Genomic DNA, 20,269 nt, shown 5'->3' with positions numbered 1-20,269 from the left:
CCTCATGAGGCGATTGTCACCCGTGCCTCTTCCAGGCGGCGAATGCATTCGCGCACGCTTTCGGGGGCGGGCAGGCGGGCGATCTCGTCGGCGGTGTACCAGCCGGCCTCGACGGCATCGTCGGCGGCCACGGCCTGCGCCGAAGCGTCGGCTTCGACCCGGAATACCGACAGGAAATAGGTGGGGGCTGCCGGTCCGTCCTTGCGCCGTCCGGGCAGCAGATAGGTTTCGAAGAGCCGCGGATTGGAGGCCTTGATGCCGGTTTCCTCGAAAAGTTCGCGCAATGCCGTCTCGGCTGCCGTTTCGCCCGCCTCGCCGCGTCCGCCGGGGAAGGCGTACATTTCCGCGGCCGGCGGATTGCGCCGGAGGACCAGCAGGTAGCGCCCGTCGCGTTCGACGATGGCGGAGGAGGCGGGCTTGGCGTTCTTGTGCGGCATCGGGGCTCCCGTTTGCATGGCTCGATTGACCCTTTATAGGCAAAGTGCGATGACGACGCCATGTGTGGACGGTTTGCACTGGTGGCGAAAACGGATGCGGCGCGCGATTATTTCGGCGGTGTCGATTTCGGCGACTTCGCGCCCCGCTACAATATCGCGCCCACCCAGCCGATTCTCGTGGTGGTTGCCGGCGAGCGGGCCGATCCCCGCAGCAACCTGCCCGAGCGCCGGGCCGTTCTGGTGCGCTGGGGTTTCCTGCCGGGCTGGGTCAAGGATCCGCGCGACTTTCCCCTTCTCATCAACGCCCGCGCCGAAACGGCGATCGGCAAGGCGTCGTTTCGCGCGGCCATGCGCCACCGCCGCATTCTGGTGCCGGCGTCCGGCTTCTTCGAATGGCGTCGGCCGGAGGGAAAGGGAGAGGGCAAGGGCGCACGGCCGCAGCCCTATTGGATTCGCCCGCGCAAGGGAGAGATTCTCGCCTTCGCCGGCCTGATGGAGACCTGGTCCTCGCCCGATGGCTCCGAAGTGGACACCGGCGCGATCCTCACCACGGCCGCCAGTGGCGATATCGCCCCGATACACGAACGCATGCCGGTGGTGATCCATCCGGAGGATTTTTCCCGCTGGCTCGACTGCAAGACGCAGGAGCCGCGCGATGTCGCCGATCTCATGAAGCCGGCCGAAGAGGGCTTCTTCGAGGCGATCCCGGTCTCCGACAAGGTGAACAAGGTCGCAAACATGGGGCCTGATCTTCTGGAGCCGGCAGAAGAACGCTCACGGGAGGTTCCCGCTCCCGCAAAGGCGGACATGAAGAGCCAGCCCGATCCCGCCCAGCTTTCGCTGTTCTGATCGCCGGCATGCCGCCCGGCGGCTTGTCTCTTATTTGGGAAGAGGACGCAGGATAGCGGGAAGTTCGTGCTTTCCGGCCTCGGTCTCGCGGCGTGGAGCCTTCTTGGCCTGCAAGGCGGCGGCCACGACGGCCCGCAGAGCGAGCGGCTTGTAGCGGTCCTCCAGCTTCGGAGAAATCTCGGCCGGCTGCCTGATTGGTTTCTTCCCCATGCGCTTCATTTCGATCCTCCTGACCAGTGTCTGCGCTGCCCGCCCATTCCCGCATTTTTCCCCTTGCGCGGCGGACGACGGGCTTATGCCTGCGACACTGGTCCAAACTATGCCGGAAAGGTGGTTTCAAGGGGGCAAAAACCGTGCTTTTCCGGCCGCTTGCGATCAAGAATTGTGACGGTCTCTAACAATCCCGTTCCTGGCCGTCACAAGGATTTCGCGTTTGCGGTGGGCAAGCCGGCTTGACCGGGCGCGCCGGCGGCGCGATAAAGCGGACATGAAAACGGTACTCTGCATTTGCCGGAGCATTATTCGCTAGCGCCCGCGCTGGCCCGGCCGTTTTCGTCCTTCAAAATCCCCGGATGACAAACGCCCCGGCCAGCCGGGTCTATGCATTTCGGGAGATTCCTATGGCCGACACGCCGGTCCTGACGCTTTACAACACACTGACGCGGACGAAGGGGCCGTTCACGCCGATCGATCCGCAAAACGTGCGCATGTATGTCTGCGGGCCGACGGTCTATGATTTCGCCCATATCGGCAATGCCCGGCCGGTCATCGTCTTCGACGTCCTGTTCCGGGTGCTGCGCCATGTCTTTGGCGAGACCGCCGTCACCTATGCGCGCAACATCACGGACGTCGACGACAAGATCAACGCGCGGGCGCTGCGCGATTTCGGCGCGGAGATCGAAAGCGGCAGGCTCTCCCTCAACGCGGCGATCCGCCAGGTGACGGAGAAGACGGCGAACCAGTTCCACGCCGATGTCGCCGCCCTCGGCTGCCTTGCGCCGACCCATGAGCCCCGCGCCACCGAATTCGTGCAGCCGCGCGACGACGGCAAGGCGGACATGATCACCCTCATCGGCCGCCTCGTCGAGCGCGGCCATGCCTATGAGGCGGCCGGAGAAGTGCTGTTCGACACGGGCTCCATGGCTGACTATGGCCAGCTGTCGAAGCGCAATCTCGACGAGCAGCAGGCCGGCGCGCGCGTCGCCGTCGACGGACACAAGAAGAACCCCGGCGACTTCGTGCTGTGGAAACGCTCTTCGCCGGAGGAACCGGGCTGGGAGTCTCCCTGGGGTCGCGGCCGGCCGGGCTGGCACATCGAATGCTCCGCCATGTCCGCCGCCTATCTCGGTGAAACCTTCGATATCCACGGCGGCGGGCTCGATCTCATCTTCCCGCATCACGAAAACGAGATTGCCCAGTCGCGCTGCGCCCATGGCACCAGCGTCATGGCCAATGTCTGGATGCACAATGGCTTCGTGCAGGTCGAGGGCCGCAAGATGTCGAAGTCGGAGGGCAATTTCGTCACCATCCATGAACTTCTGCACGAAGACAGCTTCGGTGCGCGCCAGTGGCCGGGCGAGGTGCTGCGGCTTGCCATGCTGATGACCCATTATCGCGAGCCGATCGACTTCAGCGTCAAGCGGCTGGAAGAGGCCGAGCGGCTGCTCGCCCGCTGGCCGGCGGAGGGCAGGGCGGAGCGCGGCCGGGTGGACGACGCCGTGCTTGCCGCGCTTTGCGACGATCTCAACACGGTGGCCGCCGTGCAGGCGCTGCACGGACTGGCCGGCCGCGCCGCCCAGGATGCCGCGCTGCTCGACGATTTCGCCGCCAGCGCCGCCCTGCTCGGCGTCGTGCCGCGCAAGGTCGAGGTCTCCGGCGCGCTGGAGGCGGAGGTGGAGGCGGCCATCGCCGCCCGCCTCGCCTTGCTCAAGGCCCGCGATTTCGCCGCGGCCGACCGGATCCGCGACGATCTCTCGGGCCGGGGCGTCCAGCTTAAGGACGGCAAGGACCCGCAGACCGGTGAACGGGTGACGACCTGGGAGGTGAAGCGGTGAGCACGCCCCATTATACCGGCGGCTGCCAGTGCGGCGCGGTGCGCTTCCGGGTGGAAGGCGCGCTCGGCGACGCCTCGGTCTGCCATTGCCGCATGTGCCAGAAGGCGAGCGGAAATTTCTATCTGCCGCTCGTGTCGGTGCGTCAGGCGCGGCTGATCTGGACGCGCGGCGCGCCGAAACGCTTCCGCTCCTCCAGTATCGCCTTTCGCGGGTTCTGCGCGGAATGCGGCACGCCGCTGACCTACGAAGCGCCCGACGGGCTGGCGCTGACCATCGCCGCCTTCGACGATCCCGCCGGGATCGCGCCGCGCATCCAGTGGGGCGTCGAGGCGAAACTTCCCTATGTGGACACGATCCATCGTCTTCCGGGCGAGGACACGATGGCGGATGCGGAGGCGGCGTCCTTCCTTGCCGATCTCGTTTCCTATCAGCATCCCGATCACGACACCGACCAATGGCCTTGCGAGGGACCGACATCATGAGCGAAGACTTGCGCACCCTTTATCCCGAAATCGAGCCCTATGCTCGCGGCCATCTCGACGTGGGCGACGGTCATGCGGTCTATTGGGAGCGCGTCGGCACGCCGGGCGGAAAGCCGGCGGTCTTCCTGCATGGCGGACCGGGCGGCACGATTTCACCGAGCCATCGCCGGCTGTTCGATCCGGCGCTCTACGACGTCCTGCTCTTCGACCAGCGCGGTTGCGGCAAATCCACGCCGAACGCCTGTCTCGACGCCAATACGACCTGGCACCTCGTCGCCGACATCGAGCGTTTGCGCGAGATGGCGGGCGTGGAGAAATGGCTGGTTTTCGGCGGCTCCTGGGGTTCGACGCTGGGGCTGGCCTATGCGGAAAAGCACCCCGAGCGGGTTTGCGAACTGGTCCTGCGCGGCATCTATATGCTGACGAAGGCGGAACTCGACTGGTATTACCAGTTCGGTGTCTCGGAAATGTTTCCCGACAAATGGGAGCGTTTCGTCGCGCCGATCCCGCCTGCCGAGCGCCACGAGATGGTGCTCGCCTACCATCGCCGGCTGACGAGCGAAGACCGGGCCACACGCGTCGCCGCCGCCCGGGCCTGGAGCCTGTGGGAGGGCGAGACGATCACCCTGCTTCCCGAACCGTCGACCAGCGACCCCTTCGGCGAGGACGATTACGCCCATGCCTTCGCCCGTATCGAGAATCATTTCTTCGTCAATGCCGGCTGGCTGGAAGAGGGGCAACTGCTGCGTGACGCCCACCGGCTCGCCGGCATCCCCGGCCTCATTGTCCACGGCCGCTATGACATGCCCTGTCCGGCCAGACAGGCCTGGGCGTTGCACAAGGCCTGGCCGGACGCGGAGTTCCATCTCATCGAGGGGGCGGGCCACGCCTATTCGGAACCGGGGATCCTGGATCGCCTGATCCGTGCAACCGACACGTTCGCGGGAAAACAGTGAGCCTCGTGCCCGCCGCTTTCACCCCCTTTGGCTTTTGCGCCGCAGGCGGCAGGGCCGCCGCCATGAATGACCGTCCGCCGGGAGAGACGACATGAAAAAAGACCGGATCCACCTTTTCGACACCACGTTGCGCGATGGCCAGCAGACGCCGGGTATCGATTTTTCCCTTGAGGACAAGATCGCCATCGCCGCCATGCTGGACGACATCGGGCTCGACTATGTCGAGGGCGGCTATCCGGGGGCCAATCCGACGGATACGGCGTTCTTTCAGCAGAAGCGGACGCAGCGTGCCCGCTTCGTCGCCTTCGGCATGACGAAACGGGCCGGCGTCTCGGCGTCCAACGATCCGGGGCTGGCAGCGCTTCTCGCCGCAAGGAGCGATGTCATCTGTCTCGTCGCGAAGAGCTGGGATTATCATGTCAGCGTCGCGCTCGGCTGCACCAATGCGGAAAATCTCGAATCCATCGCCGAATCGGTGAAGGCCGTCACGGCTTCGGGGCGGGAGGCGATGGTCGACTGCGAGCACTTCTTCGACGGTTACAAGGCGAACCCGGACTATGCACTCGCCTGCGCCAAAACCGCCTTTGCGGCCGGCGCGCGCTGGGTCGTTCTCTGCGACACCAATGGCGGCACCCAGCCCTCGGAGGTCCGGGCGATCGTCGCGGCGGCGATTGCCGCCGGCGTGCCGGGAGACTGTCTCGGCATCCATGCCCATAACGATACCGGACAGGCCGTGGCCAATTCGCTTGCCGCCGTCGAGGCGGGCGTGCGTCAGATCCAGGGCACGCTGAACGGCATCGGCGAGCGTTGCGGCAACGCCAATCTGGTGACGCTGATCCCGACGCTGGCGCTGAAGGACACCTATCGCGACCGCTTCGAGATCGGCATCGATCGCGATGCGCTTTCCGGCCTGACGAAACTGTCCCACACCTTCGATGAACTGCTGAACCGCCCGCCGGAGCAGCAGGCGCCCTATGTCGGCGCCTCGGCCTTCGCCACCAAGGCGGGTATCCATGCCTCGGCGCTCCTGAAGGATCCGCGCACCTATGAGCATGTCGAGCCCGAAAGCGTCGGCAACCTGCGCAAGGTCATGGTGTCCGATCAGGGCGGCAAGGCCAATTTCATCAATGCGCTGAAGCTGCGCGGCATCGCGGTGGCCAGGGACGATCCGAAGCTCGACCGCCTGATCCAGATCGTCAAGGAGCGCGAGGCGACGGGCTATGCCTACGAAGGAGCGGATGCAAGCTTCGCGCTGCTTGCCTATCGCACCCTCGGCAGCGTGCCGGAGTTCTTTCACGTCGACAGCTTCCGCGTGATGGTCGAGCGGCGCTATGACGCCAACGGCAATCTCAAGACGGTCTCGGAGGCCGTGGTGAAGGTGATCGTCGACGGGGAGACGATGATGTCGGTGGCCGAAGGGCAGGGCCCGGTCAACGCGCTCGATCTGGCGCTGCGCAAGGATCTCGGCAAATATCAGGGCGAGATCGCGGATCTGGAATTGAGCGACTACAAGGTGCGCATCCTCAACGGCGGCACCGAGGCCATCACCCGCGTCCTGATCGAATCGACCGACGGCAGCGGCGCGCGCTGGTGGACGGTCGGGGTGTCCGACAATATCATCGACGCGTCCTTCCAGGCGCTGATGGACTCCATCGTCTACAAGCTGCTGAAGAATCGCGGCGCGGCGGGCAGGATCGCCGCCGAATAGGCGCATCCTGGCCGTCCGGCCGGATTTGATCCAACCTTCACCGGAATGAATTGGTCTATTCACGCCCCTTGGGATAGAGGCATGGACGGATGGAGAGGCCGGCGACCGCCGCCGCCTTCCGGAAACGACGGAATGACCCATGGCTGATCAACTCCCGACCCCAGCGCCGGAAAACGGTGACACGCCGCGCGGCTTCGCCTTCGCGCTGACGGCCTATCTGCTGTGGGGCTTCCTGCCCTTCTTCATGAAGGCGGTCGCCCATATACCGGCGGCGGAAGTGGTGGCGCATCGCATCGTCTGGTCGGTGCCGATCGCCGCCGCCGTGCTTTTCTGGTTCGGGCGCACCGGTGACATCAAGGTGGCGCTGCGCTCGCCGCGCATGCTCGCCATGGCCACGCTGACCGCCGTGCTGGTCACCATCAACTGGGGCATCTACGTCTGGGCGATCGCCGCCGACCGGGCGATCGAGACGGCGCTCGGCTATTATATCAATCCGCTTTTCTCGATTTTCCTCGGCGCGGTCCTGCTCAAGGAGATGCCGACCCGCGCCCAGATGGTGGCGATCGCTCTGGCGGCCTGCGCCGTGGCGATTCTCGCCTTCGATGCCGGCGGCCTGCCGTGGGTGTCCATCGGCCTTTGCTTCAGCTGGGGTTTTTACGCTTTCTTCCGCAAGACGCTGCCGATCGGCCCCAACCAGGGCTTTTTCCTTGAAGTCCTCCTGCTCAGCATTCCGGCGTTCTTCTATATCGTCTGGCTCGAGGCCACGGGGCAGGGCCATTTCGGCGATACCGGGGCGGGCGACGTGGCGCTGCTTTTATCCTGCGGCCTCGTGACGGCCGTGCCGCTGATGGTCTACGCCAACGGCGCCAAGCTGCTGCGCCTTTCCACCATCGGCATCATGCAATATATCGCGCCGACCATGATCTTCCTGATCGCGGTCTTCGCTTTCGGCGAGCCTTTCGGCACGATGAAACTCATCGCCTTCACCTTCATCTGGGCGGCGCTCGTGCTTTATTCCGGTTCCATGCTCCATTCGGCGCGCCGGCGTCGCTTGTCCCGGGTCGAGGCGGCGCAGTAGCGCCGCCGGCCGGGGATTCGCCCCGGCGGTCAAGCCCGCGCCGGCGGCCGTCGCCGATTTGTGGGGCTTGTGGCCTTTCGACGTCTGTGGAAAAGTCTAACAACGCGCTTAACCCGTTTCAGCCGGACGAAGCGCTTGACCCCCGTCGGCAAACGGTCGAAACCGGCGTCTTTCGAGACAGGGCAGGGAGAGATTCGGAACCATGAACGAGGCCGCGCGAAAACTCAGCCAGCCGCAGCGTGACGCCGCGGAGCCGCATCATCGCGAAGCCCCGAACAACGTCGAGGCCGAACAGGCGCTGCTGGGCGCCATCCTCGTCAACAACGACGCCTATTACCGGGTCTCGGATTTCCTCAAGCCGATCCACTTCTACGAGCCGCTGCATCGCAAGATCTTCGAACTGGCGGGCGATACGATCCGCATGGGCAAGATCGCCACGACGATCACCCTCAAGACGCATCTTCCGGCCGACGGGCGGGTAGGGGATCTGACGATCCCGCAATATCTGGCGCGGCTGGCCGCCGAGGCCGTGACGATCATCAACGCGGAGGACTACGGCCGCGCGATCTATGACCTGGCGCTGCGCCGCTCGCTGATCACCATCGGCGAGGACATGGTCAACATCGCCTATGACGCGCCGCTCGACATGCCGCCGCAAAACCAGATCGAGGACGCCGAGCGGCGCCTGTTCGAACTGGCCGAGACCGGCCGTTACGACGGCGGTTTCCAGTCGTTCAACGATGCGGTGGCGCTGGCGATCGACATGGCCGGCCAGGCGTTCGAGCGCGACGGCCACCTGTCGGGCGTGTCCACCGGCATCCATTCGCTCGATTCCAAGATGGGCGGCCTGCAACGGTCGGACCTGATCATCCTTGCCGGCCGTCCGGGCATGGGCAAGACGTCGCTCGCCACCAATATCGCCTATAATATCGCCGCCTCCTACGAACAGGAGGTCCAGGCGGACGGCTCCTATAAGGCGAAAAACGGCGGCGTCGTCGGTTTCTACTCGCTCGAAATGTCGTCGGAACAGCTCGCCACCCGTATCATTTCCGAGCAGACGGAGGTTTCCTCCTCGAAGATCCGCCGCGGCGACATCTCCGAGGCCGATTTCGAAAAACTCGTCGCCTGTTCGCAGATGATGCAGAAGGTTCCGCTCTATATCGACCAGACCGGCGGCATCTCCATCGCCCAGCTTGCCGCCCGCGCCCGCCGGCTGAAGCGCCAGCGCGGCCTCGATGTGCTGGTCGTCGACTACGTCCAGTTGATGACGGGCTCCAAGAAGTCCGGCGAGAACCGCGTGCAGGAAATCACGGAAATCACCACCGGCCTCAAGGCGCTCGGCAAGGAATTGAACGTGCCGATCATCGCGCTTTCCCAGCTCTCCCGTGCCGTGGAAAGCCGCGAGGACAAGCGTCCGCAGCTCTCCGACCTGCGCGAATCGGGCTCGATCGAGCAGGACGCCGACGTGGTGCTCTTCGTCTTCCGCGAGGAATACTATGTGAAGAACATGGAGCCGCGCGACGAGTTCGATCCGAAATACGAAGAATGGAAGATGCAGTTCGAGAAGGTCAAGGGCACGGCCGACGTGATCATCGCCAAACAGCGCCACGGTCCGACCGGTACGGTGAAGCTCTCCTTCCAGTCGGAATTCACCCGCTTCAGCGATCTGGCCGATCCGTCGTTCGTCCAGTACGAACATTGAACCGGCCGGCCGGCCGCGCCGTCACCCGGGCTGTAGCGCCGTGATCCGGCAGGTCCGGCCGGCGGCGGCAAGAGCCGCGCGGCCGCGGGCGCGCTGCTCCTCGTCGATCATGGACAGGTCTATGCGATCGCCGCATGTGGTGCGGCTTGCCCCTTCGTCATTGGCAAGCGGAATGCGGCTGCCGCAATAAAGGCCGTCGCCCGTCAGCACGACCTGCGCGGCGCGCGGATCGTCGTAGCGCAGCGGATTGCGCTTGCGGATCATGTCGTCCACCGAGGCATAGGCGGCAACGCCGGTGATGCGGCGCAGGTCGGCGAGCGCCAGCGTAAGGCCCGCCCACTGGCCGGGAAATTGCAGCGCCGCGATGGTCCGCGACCGGCAGGGATCGATGGCGACCTCCAGCCGCGTCACCAGTCGCGGGGCGGCGGGGTCGTCGAGGACTGACGTATAGATATCGGCCGCACCGTCCGGCAGCGGCGTCTCGCCGTCGATGGCAAGGCCGAGAAGGATGGCGTGGACCTCGCGCATGTCCGGCCGGGATGCCGTTTCCTGCGCTGCGGTCGGAGCCGATGTCGCGGCGAGACCGGCCGCAAGCAATATCATTGTCGTCCACAGCATCGTTCCGCCCCCTGTCGGGCGCGAACCATATCCGCGACAGCCCGCCGCGACAACGGCCGGCTCCATATTGCTGCCGGAAAGAACTGGCTGTATCTGAAGGTCATGACGAAGAGCCACACCTTCTCCCGCGCCACGCTTCCGGTTGCCGGCGAGCAGCATGCCCGCCTGACCGTCGATCTGGCGGCGCTTTCGGAGAACTGGCGCACCATGGCCCGGCGTTCGGGCGCGGCGCGGGCCGGCGCGGTGCTGAAGGCCGATGCCTATGGCGTCGGTCTGGAACCGGCGGCCCATGCGTTTTATCAGGCGGGTGCGCGCGACTTCTTCGTGGCGACCCCCGGCGAGGGCGCGGCGCTGCGGCCGCTGGTGCCGGACGGGCGTATCTTCGTCCTGTCCGGCCTGTGGGCGGGGGCCGAGCGGCTGTTCTTCGATTTCGATCTGGTGCCGGTGCTCGCCTCCGAGGAACAGATCGCCGTCTTCATGGCCGCGGTCGCCGACGGGCGGGAGCACCCCTGCGCGCTGCATGTCGATACCGGCATGAACCGGCTCGGGCTTCGTAGCGAGGATGCCCTGGCGCTGGCGGGCGATCCGGCGCGGCCCGCCGGTTTCTCGCCGGTGCTGCTGCTCAGCCATCTTGCCTGCGCCGACGACCCCTCCCATCCCCACAACCGCCAGCAACTCCAGCGCTTCCGCGCCGTCGTCGCGGCCTATGACGGGATCGAGGCGAGCCTTGCCAATTCGGCCGGCGTCTTTCTTGGTGAGGATTATCATTTCGACCTCACCCGGCCGGGCATTTCGCTTTATGGCGGGGCCGCCGTCAACGGCGTGCCCAATCCGATGCGCTGCGTCGTCACGGCGGAAGCGCGCATCCTGCAAGTGCGCGAGGCGAAGGCAGGCGAAAGCGTCGGCTATGCCGCCGCCGCGGTGCTGACGCGCGACAGCCGCATCGCCATCGCCGCGATCGGCTATGCGGACGGCTATATGCGCAGCCTCTCCGGGGCGGGCGTGCCGCTGCGGCGCACCGGGCTTGCCGGCGCGAGCGCGGTGCTGCACGGCCGGCCGGTTCCGCTGATCGGCCGGGTGACGATGGATCTCACCCAGTTCGACGTGACCGATCTGCCGCCGGGCAGCGTGCGCGCCGGAGACTTCATCGAGCTGTTCGGCCCGAACATGCCCTTGCAGGATGTCGCCATCGCCAGCGGCACCGTCGATTACGAACTGCTGACCGGGCTCGGCCGGCGCTACGAACGCTATTATCAGGCCGTTCGGAAATAGGCGGCGTTCCTGTTTTGTGCTAATGGCTTCGGAGCGATTCCCCCATACGCGCCGAAAGCGAGATCCAATGGCGAAAGCCCGCACCCAATTCGTCTGCCAGAACTGCGGCACCGTCCATTCCCGCTGGGTCGGGAAATGCGAAGGATGCGGCGAATGGAACACCGTCGTCGAGGAGGACCCGATGGGCGGCATCGGCGCCGGTCCGGGCCGGGTGCCGAAGAAGGGCCGGCCCGTCGCGTTGACGACGCTGTCGGGCGAGACCGAGGAAGCGCCACGCATCCATACCGGCATCGCCGAACTGGACCGGGCGACCGGCGGCGGCTTCGTTCGCGGTTCGGCGGTGCTGATCGGCGGCGATCCCGGTATCGGCAAGTCGACGCTGCTGATGCAGTCGGCGGCCGCTCTTTCCAGAATGGGGCATCGCGTCATCTATGTCTCGGGCGAGGAGGCGGTGGCGCAGGTGCGCCTGCGCGCCCAGCGTCTCGGCGCGGCCGAGACCGACGTTCTGCTCGCCGCCGAGACCAATGTGGAGGATATCCTCGCGACGGTCGGGGAGGGCCGCCGGCCCGATCTCGTCATCATTGATTCGATCCAGACGCTGTGGAGCGACACGGCCGAGGCGGCGCCCGGCACCGTGACGCAGGTCCGGACCGGCGTGCAGGCGATGATCCGCTTTGCCAAGCAGACGGGCGCGGCGATGGTTCTGGTCGGCCATGTCACCAAGGAAGGCCAGATCGCCGGCCCGCGCGTCGTCGAGCATATGGTCGACGCCGTGCTTTATTTCGAAGGCGATCGCGGCCACCATTACCGTATCCTGCGCACCGTCAAGAACCGCTTCGGCCCGACCGACGAGATCGGCGTCTTCGAAATGTCCGATATCGGCCTGCGCGAAGTCAGCAATCCGTCCGAGCTCTTTCTGGGCGAGCGCAATGCGAAAGCGCCCGGTGCCGCCGTCTTCGCGGGCATGGAAGGGACCCGGCCGGTGCTGGTGGAGGTGCAGGCGCTGGTCGCTCCCACCTCGCTCGGCACGGCGCGGCGGGCGGTGGTCGGCTGGGATTCGCCGCGCCTCTCGATGATCCTTGCCGTGCTGGAAGCCCATTGCGGCGTGCGGCTGGGCAGTCACGACGTCTATCTCAACGTTGCCGGGGGCTATCGTATCTCGGAGCCGGCGGCCGATCTTGCCGTTGCCTCCGCGCTCGTTTCATCGCTTGCCGGTCTTGCCCTTCCGGCGGATTGCGTCTATTTCGGCGAAGTCAGCCTGTCGGGCGCCGTCCGACCGGTTGCGCACACTGCCCAGCGTCTCAAGGAGGCGGAAAAACTGGGGTTCTCGCAGGCCGTTCTGCCTGCCGGTGCTGCCGATCTGCCCAAGGGCGGCGGCGGCCGGTGGACCGAGATCGAAGGCCTGCCGGATCTGGTGGCGCGCATCGCCGGTTCGCGCGGCGCTCTCGGGAAGAGCGACGAGGACGTTTGACGCCGCCGCCGGTTGGCGGTTCCGTGGAAACGGCGTCCGCCGGGGAATTCTGTGATCGGGTGGAAGCATCCGGCCGTAGACAGGATACCCGGATTGAAGGAGGTAGAGCGTCCTTTGCGCGTCGGGACCGGCGCGCGGCGCTCTGGAATGCGCCGCCGCCGGACATCGCGGGGGCGCCCGAGCATATTCCGGGTTTGGAGTAGGACGAACATGCCCATCACAATTCTCGACGGTATCGTCATCGGCGTTGCCCTGTTTTCGGCCGTGCTGGCGATGGTTCGCGGTTTCTCGCGCGAGGTGCTGTCCGTCGCAAGCTGGATCGGCGCGGCGGCCGCGGCCTATTTCCTCTATCCCGTGCTGCTGCCCTATGCGAAGAACTACACGACCAGCGACACGGTCGCGCTGGTGGGATCGGCGGCCGCCGTCTTCCTGGTCGCGCTCGTCGTGGTGTCCTTCATCACCATGCGGATCGCCGATTTCATCATCGACAGCCGCATCGGCGCGCTCGATCGCACGCTGGGCTTCCTGTTCGGCGCGGCGCGCGGCATCCTGCTGGTCGTCGTCGCCATGCTGTTCTTCAACTGGCTGGTCGCGCCGCAGCAGCAGCCGGTATGGATCACCACCGCCAAATCCAAGCCGCTGCTCGACAATCTCGGCGCGCGCCTCGTCGCGCTGCTGCCGGAAGACGCCGATGCGACGATTCTCGACCGCCTGCGCGGCAAGCGTGCGGATGAAGGCGTGCAGGATCCCGATGCCGCTCCCGGCGGCGGGGAACAGCCGCCGGCCGAAGACGGCTCGGCGACCAACGGATGATCAGGGCCGCGCTTGCGCCGTCTGCGAAAGGGCGGGCGGGGCTTCGGCTTTTCTGCTAGAATGAACCCGACGCCGCCGACGGTTGCAACCGCGGTGGCAGATGCTTTAGGCCATATCCATATGAACGGGATCGACAGAAGGAAGACGGGCGCGGCGTCATTGTTCCCGCTCCTCGCGCCGTCTCCCGCCAGGCGTCACGATCCCGCGCAACCGCATACCGTCCCGAGCAAAGGCTTGCAGCAATGAGCGATTTCCAGTTTCCCGTCCGCCCCTCCCATGACGATCCTGGCAACGATCTCGACGGCGACACGCTGCATGAGGAATGCGGCGTCTTCGGCATTCTCGGCCATCCGGAGGCCGCTACGCTGACGGCGCTCGGGCTGCATGCGCTGCAACATCGCGGGCAGGAGGCGGCCGGCATCGTCTCTTTCGACGGCAGGCAGTTCCATACCGAAAAGCAGATGGGGCTCGTCGGCGACCACTACACGAATCCGGCGACGATCGCCAAGCTGCCGGGGAACCTGGCGATCGGCCATACCCGCTATTCGACCACCGGCGAGGTGGCGCTGCGCAACGTCCAGCCGCTCTTTGCGGAGCTGGAGGTCGGCGGCATCGCGGTTGCGCATAACGGCAATTTCACCAACGGGCTGACGCTGCGCCGCCAGCTGATCGCCGGCGGCGCGATCTGTCAGTCCACCTCCGATACCGAGGTCGTGCTGCATCTCATCGCCCGTTCGCGCTACACCAGCACGATGGATCGCTTCATCGACGCCATCCGCCAGATGGAGGGCGGCTATTCGATGGTCGCCATCACTCGCACCAAGCTGATCGCCGCGCGCGATCCGACGGGCATCCGCCCGCTCGTCATGGGGGAACTGGACGGCCGGCCGATCTTCTGCTCGGAAACCTGTGCGCTCGATATCATCGGGGCGAAATTCGTCCGCGACGTCGAGAACGGCGAGATCATTGTCTGCGAAATCCAGCCGGACGGATCGATCACCACCGAGGCGATGAAATCGGGCAATGCGCAGCCGGAGCGGCTCTGCCTGTTCGAATATGTCTATTTCGCAAGGCCCGATTCCGTGGTCGGCGGCCGCAGCGTCTATGTCGCGCGCAAGAACATGGGCGCAAATCTGGCCCGCGAGGCCCCGGTCGAAGGCGATGTGGTCGTTCCGGTGCCCGACGGCGGCACGCCCGCGGCGCTCGGCTATGCGCAGGAAAGCGGCATCCCCTTCGAATACGGTATCATCCGCAACCACTACGTCGGCCGCACCTTCATCGAGCCGACGCAGCAGATCCGCGCCTTCGGCGTGAAGCTGAAGCATTCCGCAAACCGCGCGATGATCGCCGGAAAGCGTGTCATCCTGGTGGACGATTCCATCGTGCGCGGCACGACCTCGCTGAAGATCGTCCAGATGGTCCGCGACGCCGGTGCGAAGGAAGTCCATGTCCGTGTCGCCAGCCCGATGATCTTCTATCCGGATTTCTACGGTATCGACACGCCGGACAAGGACAAGCTGCTCGCCAACCAATATGCCGACGTCGAGGCGATGGCGAACTATATCGGCGCGGATTCGCTTTCCTTCCTGTCGATCGACGGGCTGTATCGCGCGGTCGGCGGAGAGGCCCGCAATCCCGCCCGGCCGCAGTTCACGGACCATTACTTCACCGGCGACTATCCGACGCGCCTCCTTGACAAGGAGGGCGAGACGATGGGACGGAAGGTCTCGGTTCTGGCAAGCAACGGATAAGCGAAAAGAAGCATGAGCATCGATCTGAAAGGCCGCATCGGGCTGGTCACCGGCGCGTCGCGCGGTATCGGCTATTTCACCGCCCTTGAACTGGCGAAGGCGGGAGCGCATGTCGTCGCCTGCGCCCGCACGGTCGGCGGCCTGGAGGAACTGGACGACGCGATCAGGGCGGAAGGCGGCACGGCGACGCTCGTTCCCTTCGACCTCGCCGACATGGCGGCGATCGACAAGCTCGGCGGCTCGATCTTCGAGCGCTGGGGCAAGCTCGACATCCTCGTCGCCAATGCCGGCGTCCTCGGCACCATTTCGCCCATCGGCCATGTCGAGGCGAAGGTTTTCGAGAAGGTGATGACGATCAACGTCACCGCCACATGGCGGCTGATCCGCTCGGTCGAGCCGCTGCTTCTGAAGTCGGACGCCGGCCGCGCCGTTGTCCTGTCCTCAAGTGCTGCGCACAAGTGCAAGCCGTTCTGGGGTCCCTATTCGGCGTCCAAGGCGGCCGTCGAGGCGCTGGCGCGCACCTGGGCGGCGGAAACGCAGCGCACGCCGCTGCGCGTCACCGCCTTCGATCCGGGCGGCACCCGAACGGCCATGCGCGCGCAGGCGATTCCCGGCGAGGACCCGATGACGGTGCAGCATCCCGGCGATGTGGCGAAGGCCATCCTGCCGCTGGTCTCGGCGGATTTCAGCGAGACCGGCAAGCTCTACGAGATGCGCAAGGGCCGCCTGCTGGATTACCGCCTGCCCGAATAGACGGCGCGGGTCGGTCATCCTCCGCCCAGAGGTTTTGTCAGGGCTCCTAGTCCTCCACGACCGTTCGCACTTCGACCGAAAAGCCGGGCGCGAGGCGTACCGCCTGCTCCTGGCCGGCGTCGATGGCGATGCGCACCGGCACGCGCTGGGCGATCTTGGTGAAATTGCCTGTGGCGTTGTCCGGCTTGATGACGCTGAATTCCGATCCGGCGGCCGGTGAGAAGCGCTCGACGTGGCCGGCCAGTTCCACATGATCCAGCGCGTCGACGCTGACGATCACCTTCTGTCCCGGCCGGATGCGCGAGAGCTGGGTTTCCTTGAAATTGGCGATCACCCAGGTGTCGTGCGGCACGACGGCCATGAGCTGGCTGCCGGCGGAGACATATTGGCCGAGCTTCACGCCGACTTCCCCGACGATGCCGTCGCGCGGCGCGGTGATGACGGTATTGGAAAGGTCGATCGCCGCCAGTTCCACGGCCGCCTCGGCGCCGGCGACCGCGGCTTTCAGCGAATCGCGGCCGACGATGATCGTTTGCAGGTCCTGACGGGTCACTTCCAGCGCCGCTTCGGCCTGCGAGACGGCCGCCTCCGCCTGATCGAGCGTGGTGCGCGCCTGTTCGCGCCCGCTTTCTGCGACGATGCCCTTGCCGGAAAGCGTCTCCACCCGGTGCCAGTTTTCCTTCGCCCTGCGCAAGGCGTAGCGTGCGCTGTCGAGCGCCGCCTGGCTGGCGGCGATGCCTGCCTCGGCGGATTTTTCCTGCTGCGCCGAGTTGGAAAGGGCGGCCTGCTGGCCGGCGAGCGTCGCCCGCGCCTGCGCCACCTTCTGCCGGTAGATGCGGTCGTCGAGGCGGGCGAGCACCGCGCCCTGTTTTACCGTCTCGTAGTCCTTGACCGGCACGTCCGTGACATAGCCCGAAAGCTGCGGGCTGATCAGGGTCACATAGCCGCGCACATAGGCGTTGTCGGTCGTCTGGGACCTGCTGGAGAAGGGCGGAAGCTGCCACGCGTAAAGCACGGCGCCAATGCCGGCGAGCCCGAGCAGGACGGCAGTGGCGGTGGCGGTGTTGCGGATATACTGCTTCATGGGATCAACCTTGTAGAGCCGTTTCGCCGACGTTGCGGGACCCGGCTTCCTTGATGCGAAGAACGATCATGTGGATGGCGAGCGCGACGGCGGCCGTCGCCGCCATCAGCGAAATCATCAGGAAGGCATCGTTATGCGCGAGGATATTGGCCTCGCGGGTGATCTGCTGACCAAGCAGGCTCACGCCTTGCGAGCGCAGCAGCGCGCCATCGGTGACGGTGTGTCCATAGGCGGCGGAAAGCTGCCCGATCCGCGCGGCGACGAGGGGATCGCCAAGCGTCATATGCGCGGCGAGGATATTGGCGTGGAATTTCTCGCGCAGCGTGATGAAGGAGGTGAAAAGCGCCGAACCGGCAAGTCCGCCGAGACTCTGCGTCATGAGGAACACGATGATGAAGCTGAAGATATATTGCGTTCCCTTGCGCAGCGTCATGGTGAAGCCCGAGGCGATGGCCGGCGGCAGGAACAGGCTGCCGCCGGCGGCGATCATCGCCTGGCTCCAGTACATCTGTTCCGGCCGCGTGAGGCCGGTGCCGCGGCTGTCGAGCCAGGCGCCGGTCATGATGAGGATCAGCGCCAGCATGTGCAGCGCCGGCTCCCGTCCCGGACGGAAGGTGGCGGCGCAAAACAGGCCGCCCGCCACGGTCGCCAGCGTGACGACGGTATAAAGACCGGTGAGCTGGGCGTTCTGCAAGCCGATGGTCTGGAAGAAATTGCCGGCGACCGATGTCTGTTCCGTCAGGATCAGCCGGAAGATCAGCAGCACGGCCGCGACATGCAGGATCTGTGGGCTCACCAGCCAGCGCAGGTCGATGAACGGCGTCTTGCGGTTGAGCTCGATCAGCGCGGCGACCGTGAGGGCGGCGATGCCGACGACCAGCGTCACCCCGAGCCATGGCGCTTCGGTCCACCAGTATTGCTTGCCGGCGACGAGCACGACCGCGAAGGCGCCGAGCCCGATGGCGATCAGCGGATAGCTCAGGAAATCGAGCCGCTCGATGACCTTCACGCGCGGCGGCGGCGTCAGCGGCAGCAGGTAGATCGCGCCGAAGGACAGAAGGGCGAGCGCCAGTTCGAAGTGGAACAGCGCGGGAACGCCGCCGAGATCGATGAGCGGCGGCGAGACGAGGCGGGTGAGCGATGGCGCAAGCGTGATATTGGTGAGCGCCAGCGACAGGCCGACGGTCAGCTTGCGGGCAGGGGGAAAGGCTTCCAGCATGTAGAGGAAGCCGAGCGAGGACATCGGCGCGGCGGCGATTCCGGCGAAGAAACGCAGCACGATGACGCTGCGCAGATCGGTGACGAAGAGATGCATCACCGAGACGACGAGAAACACCGCGATGCCGAGTTCGGCGAAGTGGCGAAGGCCATACTGGTTGCGGATCTTCAGGAGGGCGAGCGATAGCGAGACATTGGGCGCCATATAGGCGGCGATCAGCCAGAGCGCTTCCGCGCCCGTTGCGCCGAACGGCCCCTGGAGTTGCGGCAGATTGGCCGTCACGAGGTTCATGCCGAAGCCCTGCGTCATGGCAAGCAGCGTCGCGGCGGCCATATAGGCGGCGGCCCGGCGCGCCGGCATCGGCAGTGGTGGCGGCGGTGGCGCGGGCGGGGAGACGTTCCCCGTCGCGGCCGGCACGGCCGGCGCCGCGGCTTCAGATGTCATGGATCGACGCTTTCCCGGCAGGATGAGGCGATATTCGCCGTCATCGTGGCGAAGACCCGCACGGTGGCGTTGAGATCGTCGGGGCTCAGTCCCTTGAGAATATCGCTGCGCAACGCGCGCGCGAGCGTCTGCACCTGTTCGGCGACATGAACGCCATGGCCGGTGAGGACGATCTGCTTGGCGCGGCGGTCGCCCGCCACGGCATGGCGTTCGATGAACCCCTGCTTTTCCATGCCGTCGAGCAGGCGCACGAGCGTTGGGGTCTCGATGTCCAGTTCCTTGGCAAGTTCGCGCTGGTTGAGATTGGCGCTGCGCCCGAGAACGAGCAGGGCGCGGGCGCGCGGCAGCGTCAGGCCCTGTTCCTTCACGCGGGCGTCGAAAAGGGCGCGCATCTTGCGTTGCACACGGGAGAGGTCGTCAAGGACGCGCTCGCGGTTTTCGATCGTCGTCATGGGTATCCGGAATTCAAGTTGGGTGAATTATTATTAGCATGCTATCTATACGCTCGCTATTTAATTTGCGAAACGGCGAAAATCAAGCCCTGCCACAGCATTTCCAGCAAAAATGCGCAGCGGTCTTGCGTCCGGAAATGCGGCTGGAACAAAGAGCTGGAGCGGCTCCACCGTACCGGTGAAAACCGGAACGGTGGAACCGGGCGGGGCTTGGAAAGAAATATCCGTCAGGCGGGACGGGCCTCAGGGGCCGTCGTGTTCTTCGGGAAATTCACTGGCGCAGGAATTTGCCGGCGGCGCGGTCCAGCCGCCGTATTTGCGCTGCCAGGAACGGGCGCCGAAGGGCAGGGTGGTCAGGTAGACGACGACCGTGATCACCATCGTTTCCCATGTGAAGCTCATGAGGATCGCCACATAGAGCACGACGAGCAGGATGGCCGGCAGAACAAGATCGCGGCGGATGCGGCTCCCTTCCGATTTTCCGGACCAGACCGGCAGACGGCTGACCAGCAGGAAGGCGATCAGCACCGTATAGGCCGAGGAAAGAAAGGCAAAGAGGGCGGAAGGGGCAAGCCCGAGAAACCCGAGATAGACCGGTAGCAGCACCAGCATCGCGCCGGCCGGCGCGGGAACGCCGACGAAATACTCCGTCTGCCAGTTCGCCTTGGTCTCCCGTTCGGCCATCACGTTGAAGCGGGCGAGCCGGAGGCCGGCGGCGATGGCGTAGATCAGCGCCGCGATCCAGCCGAAGGAGCGGGCCTGATCGAGGATGAAGACATAGAGGACGAGGGCGGGCGCGACGCCGAAATTGACGATGTCGGCAAGCGAATCCATCTGCCCGCCGAACTTCGAGGTGGCCTTCAGCAGGCGCGCCACGCGGCCGTCGATGCCGTCGAGGAAAGCGGCGAGCAGTACCATGCCGACCGCAAGCTCGTAGCGGTTCTCGAAAGCCAGACGGACGCCGGTGAGGCCGGCGCAAATCGCAAGGACCGTGATGACGTTCGGAACGACGAGCCGCAACGGGATCTGTCGCAGCCGTGGACCCCGCGCCTCGTCGTTGGGTCCATTGGGTTCAAAAGGCGGGAAGGGCGCTTCCATCGTTCCTCGCTTGTCTTGCCGTCGCAGC

General features: G+C 65.7%; 19 protein-coding genes. 12 read left to right on the top strand and 7 right to left on the bottom strand.

Annotated features, from left to right (window positions below; translation table 11 throughout):
* Window positions 1-2: 2 nt before the first annotated feature.
* A complete protein-coding gene (locus tag KYK29_RS12450) occupies window positions 3-437 on the bottom strand; it encodes an NUDIX domain-containing protein (protein ID WP_254691212.1) in 435 nt (144 codons plus the stop codon).
* 60 nt (window positions 438-497) lie between these two features.
* Between KYK29_RS12450 and KYK29_RS12445 the strand changes: the two genes are divergently transcribed.
* A complete protein-coding gene (locus tag KYK29_RS12445) occupies window positions 498-1,286 on the top strand; it encodes an SOS response-associated peptidase (RefSeq protein ID WP_254691211.1) in 789 nt (262 codons plus the stop codon).
* 30 nt (window positions 1,287-1,316) lie between these two features.
* On the opposite strand, the gene KYK29_RS12440 is transcribed toward KYK29_RS12445, so the two are convergent.
* Window positions 1,317-1,505, bottom strand: a complete 189-nt coding sequence (locus KYK29_RS12440; protein WP_254691210.1) for a hypothetical protein — start codon at window positions 1,503-1,505, stop codon at window positions 1,317-1,319.
* A gap of 401 nt (window positions 1,506-1,906) precedes the next feature.
* On the opposite strand from KYK29_RS12440, the gene cysS reads away from it, so the two are divergent.
* The 6 genes from cysS to KYK29_RS12410 all read left to right on the top strand — a co-directional run bounded on the left by cysS (window position 1,907) and on the right by KYK29_RS12410 (window position 9,266).
* Window positions 1,907-3,340: a cysteine--tRNA ligase gene (gene cysS / locus KYK29_RS12435; protein ID WP_254691209.1), complete on the top strand. Its 1,434-nt coding sequence runs from the start codon at window positions 1,907-1,909 to the stop codon at window positions 3,338-3,340.
* Complete coding sequence (locus tag KYK29_RS12430; protein WP_254691208.1) at window positions 3,337-3,822, top strand: GFA family protein; 486 nt, start codon at window positions 3,337-3,339, stop codon at window positions 3,820-3,822. Before cysS ends, KYK29_RS12430 begins: the two co-directional genes overlap by 4 nt.
* The gene (gene pip, locus KYK29_RS12425; protein ID WP_254691207.1) at window positions 3,819-4,778 is read left to right on the top strand and encodes a prolyl aminopeptidase; all 960 of its coding nucleotides are present in this window, start codon (window positions 3,819-3,821) and stop codon (window positions 4,776-4,778) included. The genes KYK29_RS12430 and pip overlap by 4 nt, the downstream gene beginning before the upstream one ends.
* Window positions 4,779-4,869: 91 nt before the next feature.
* Entirely contained in the window at window positions 4,870-6,486 is a 1,617-nt protein-coding gene (cimA, locus tag KYK29_RS12420; protein WP_254691206.1) for a citramalate synthase, read from the top strand.
* Between the two features lie 139 nt (window positions 6,487-6,625).
* Window positions 6,626-7,564 (top strand): EamA family transporter RarD, encoded by a 939-nt coding sequence (rarD, locus tag KYK29_RS12415; RefSeq protein ID WP_254691205.1) that lies wholly within the window; start codon window positions 6,626-6,628, stop codon window positions 7,562-7,564.
* A 202-nt stretch (window positions 7,565-7,766) separates the two neighbouring features.
* Window positions 7,767-9,266: a replicative DNA helicase gene (locus KYK29_RS12410; RefSeq protein WP_254691204.1), complete on the top strand. Its 1,500-nt coding sequence runs from the start codon at window positions 7,767-7,769 to the stop codon at window positions 9,264-9,266.
* Window positions 9,267-9,287: 21 nt separating this feature from the next.
* Here the strand turns inward: KYK29_RS12410 and KYK29_RS12405 are convergent, their stop codons facing one another.
* The gene (locus tag KYK29_RS12405) at window positions 9,288-9,884 is read right to left on the bottom strand and encodes a hypothetical protein (protein WP_254691203.1); all 597 of its coding nucleotides are present in this window, start codon (window positions 9,882-9,884) and stop codon (window positions 9,288-9,290) included.
* Between the two features lie 102 nt (window positions 9,885-9,986).
* Here KYK29_RS12405 and alr point away from each other — a divergent pair, with 102 nt between their 5' ends.
* The 5 genes from alr (at window position 9,987) to KYK29_RS12380 (ending at window position 15,944) form a co-directional block, all read left to right on the top strand.
* The gene (alr, locus tag KYK29_RS12400) at window positions 9,987-11,156 is read left to right on the top strand and encodes an alanine racemase (protein WP_254691202.1); all 1,170 of its coding nucleotides are present in this window, start codon (window positions 9,987-9,989) and stop codon (window positions 11,154-11,156) included.
* A 67-nt stretch (window positions 11,157-11,223) separates the two neighbouring features.
* Window positions 11,224-12,627, top strand: coding sequence for a DNA repair protein RadA (gene radA / locus KYK29_RS12395; RefSeq protein ID WP_254691201.1), 1,404 nt, complete (start codon window positions 11,224-11,226; stop codon window positions 12,625-12,627).
* A 210-nt stretch (window positions 12,628-12,837) separates the two neighbouring features.
* The gene (locus KYK29_RS12390; RefSeq protein WP_254691200.1) at window positions 12,838-13,440 is read left to right on the top strand and encodes a CvpA family protein; all 603 of its coding nucleotides are present in this window, start codon (window positions 12,838-12,840) and stop codon (window positions 13,438-13,440) included.
* 242 nt (window positions 13,441-13,682) lie between these two features.
* Window positions 13,683-15,191: an amidophosphoribosyltransferase gene (gene purF / locus KYK29_RS12385; RefSeq protein WP_254691199.1), complete on the top strand. Its 1,509-nt coding sequence runs from the start codon at window positions 13,683-13,685 to the stop codon at window positions 15,189-15,191.
* 12 nt (window positions 15,192-15,203) lie between these two features.
* Window positions 15,204-15,944 carry an SDR family NAD(P)-dependent oxidoreductase gene (locus KYK29_RS12380; RefSeq protein WP_254691198.1) on the top strand — a complete coding sequence of 247 codons (741 nt, stop codon included), beginning with the start codon at window positions 15,204-15,206 and terminating at the stop codon, window positions 15,942-15,944.
* Between the two features lie 46 nt (window positions 15,945-15,990).
* Here KYK29_RS12380 and KYK29_RS12375 read toward each other — a convergent pair whose 3' ends face one another.
* The 4 genes from KYK29_RS12375 to KYK29_RS12360 all read right to left on the bottom strand — a co-directional run bounded on the left by KYK29_RS12375 (window position 15,991) and on the right by KYK29_RS12360 (window position 20,241).
* Window positions 15,991-17,028 carry an HlyD family secretion protein gene (locus KYK29_RS12375; protein WP_254691197.1) on the bottom strand — a complete coding sequence of 346 codons (1,038 nt, stop codon included), beginning with the start codon at window positions 17,026-17,028 and terminating at the stop codon, window positions 15,991-15,993.
* 4 nt (window positions 17,029-17,032) lie between these two features.
* Window positions 17,033-18,607 carry an MFS transporter gene (locus KYK29_RS12370; protein WP_437437250.1) on the bottom strand — a complete coding sequence of 525 codons (1,575 nt, stop codon included), beginning with the start codon at window positions 18,605-18,607 and terminating at the stop codon, window positions 17,033-17,035.
* 80 nt (window positions 18,608-18,687) lie between these two features.
* Complete coding sequence (locus KYK29_RS12365; protein ID WP_254691195.1) at window positions 18,688-19,143, bottom strand: MarR family winged helix-turn-helix transcriptional regulator; 456 nt, start codon at window positions 19,141-19,143, stop codon at window positions 18,688-18,690.
* A 243-nt stretch (window positions 19,144-19,386) separates the two neighbouring features.
* A complete protein-coding gene (locus KYK29_RS12360) occupies window positions 19,387-20,241 on the bottom strand; it encodes a CDP-alcohol phosphatidyltransferase family protein (protein ID WP_254691194.1) in 855 nt (284 codons plus the stop codon).
* Between the last annotated feature and the right edge of the window lie 28 nt (window positions 20,242-20,269).

Origin of the sequence: Shinella daejeonensis (genome assembly GCF_024281235.1) — a bacterium.
In the GTDB taxonomy this organism is placed as follows: domain Bacteria; phylum Pseudomonadota; class Alphaproteobacteria; order Rhizobiales; family Rhizobiaceae; genus Shinella; species Shinella daejeonensis.
Note: the sequence above shows the minus strand (reverse complement) of the source record. Positions and strands in the feature narration are given on the sequence as shown.